General features: G+C 70.0%; 1 pseudogene. It reads right to left on the reverse strand.

Annotation, left to right across the window (positions count from 1 at the left end):
* Positions 1-207 (reverse strand): annotated as a pseudogene (locus EXE45_RS19180) (MBL fold metallo-hydrolase); the annotation flags it as partial.
* Positions 208-227 lie beyond the last annotated feature (20 nt).

Raw genomic sequence — 227 nt, forward strand, 5'->3', positions numbered from 1 at the left:
GTGGGTGACCACCACCGCGTCGTGCGACAGGTCGACGTCCGGCATCGGCACGAGCGGGTTGTTCCGGTCGTTCGGCGTGTCGTCGATCGGCGGCAGCGCGCCCTCCTCGGCGAACAGGGGATCGACGAGGAATGTCGTCTCGTCCACGGTCGCGAGGACCGTGGCGTTGCGGGCGAGAGTGACGTCGAGGGCGGCGTCGGTCGACATACCGCTCCTTCGGCGAGCGC

It is taken from the genome of Halorubrum sp. SP9, assembly GCF_005435015.1.
Lineage (GTDB): Archaea > Halobacteriota > Halobacteria > Halobacteriales > Haloferacaceae > Halorubrum > Halorubrum sodomense.